General features: G+C 36.4%; 1 protein-coding gene. It reads right to left on the reverse strand.

Annotated elements, in window-relative coordinates; genetic code table 11:
* Positions 1–27: 27 nt before the first annotated feature.
* A complete protein-coding gene (gene gap / locus EF384_RS09520) occupies positions 28–1,032 on the reverse strand; it encodes a type I glyceraldehyde-3-phosphate dehydrogenase (protein ID WP_123781474.1) in 1,005 nt (334 codons plus the stop codon).
* Between the last annotated feature and the right edge of the window lie 465 nt (positions 1,033–1,497).

Below are 1,497 nucleotides of genomic sequence, written 5' to 3' on the forward strand. Positions count from 1 at the left end.
ACTTAAACTTGAAATTTACGTTTTTAATTATTTATTTAATCGAGAAACAAATTCTGTTAAACGCACCAAATTAGAAACAAAACCATATTCGTTATCGTACCAAGCAACTGTTTTAACCAATTGTCCCCCATTTGCATCTAATACTTCTGTTAACGTTGCATCAAAAACGGATCCATGTGTAGTCCCCACGACATCGGAGGAAACAATTTCATCCTCAGTGTACCCATATGAATCATTCGCGGCTGCCTTCATCACTTCGTTAATCTGATCAACGGTTACCTCTCTATCCAACACCGAGAACAGTTCTACAAAGCCCGCAGTAATGACAGGAACCCGTGTGGTGGTACCCGTAATGATCCCTTTAACCTCTGGAATGACTTTTCCTAATGCGTTGGCAGCGCCAGTCGTAACAGGAATAACATTTTGAGCACCTGCGCGACTTTTACGTCCCCCGGGAGCATCTTGCAAGTTTTGTGTCGCTGTATAGGCACGCGATCCTGTCATCAGGCCTCGTTGAATCCCAAACTCGTCCACTAATACTTTTGTCATTAAGGCTAAACCATTTGTCGTACAAGAAGCGGCGGAAATAATTTTGTCACTTGGACTCAAAATTTCTTGGTTGACACCAAAGACAATAACTTTCGTTTCTTCATCTTTAGTTGGTGCTGAAATAATTACTTTTTTAGCTCCAGCGTCTATGTGTGCCTGTGCTTTTTCATTAGTTGTGTAGAAGCCTGTACATTCCAAAACGATATCAATGTCCAAATCGGACCATGGTAGTTTTTTGGCATCCTTTTCTTCGAATGTTTTAACTTCTTTGCCATCAACCAGAATTGAATCGCCTCTTGCCTCGATATCATAAGGGAAAATCCCATATGCAGTATCGTATTTTAAAGAGTAGGCTAAATCCTCATTATTTGTTAAATCATTTACTGCAACAACCTGTAGTTCTGAGTCCCTCAACTCTTTAATACGGCGAAATGCTAAGCGTCCAATACGACCAAACCCATTAATTGCTATTTTAGTAGTCATTATATTCCTCCATTTAATTTTTTAATTATGTACTATTTTTCTTAATGAATATGTGCTGGTTATCCTTAATTAGCAGCCAAATTTTAACATTAACCCCTCCTATACGTCTACTTGTGTAAACCATAAGTTGACTTGAGTTTACATTAGTAAATGATAGCTGTCAAGAGTATTTTTTAAATAGTTTTTTTCGTGATCTTACTCTTACAAGTCTTCGAGATTCTTAAAATATCTGATAGAAGTTATATAAATGAACAAGTGAATTATAATAATTCCTTCTGATATTGTTATTGATATATATATTAATTTAACAAGGAACATAAAATCCCTATACATAAGAAGGTATCACTAAGTCTTCTCATATACAGGGATTTTTTCTATATTTAATTGATCGCACATTTTTTTGGATTATTATTCTTGACCTAGTTCCTCTTCAGTCAGCCACTTATGATTACGAACAACTGCTCC

The sequence above is a fragment of the Aerococcus agrisoli genome (genome assembly GCF_003797145.1).
Lineage (GTDB): Bacteria > Bacillota > Bacilli > Lactobacillales > Aerococcaceae > Aerococcus > Aerococcus agrisoli.

Excerpts from the sequence above, each read along its gene's own strand:
- gap (WP_123781474.1), bottom strand. The coding sequence starts at position 1,032 with ATGACTACTAAAATAGCAATTAATGGGTTTGGTCGTATTGGACGCTTA.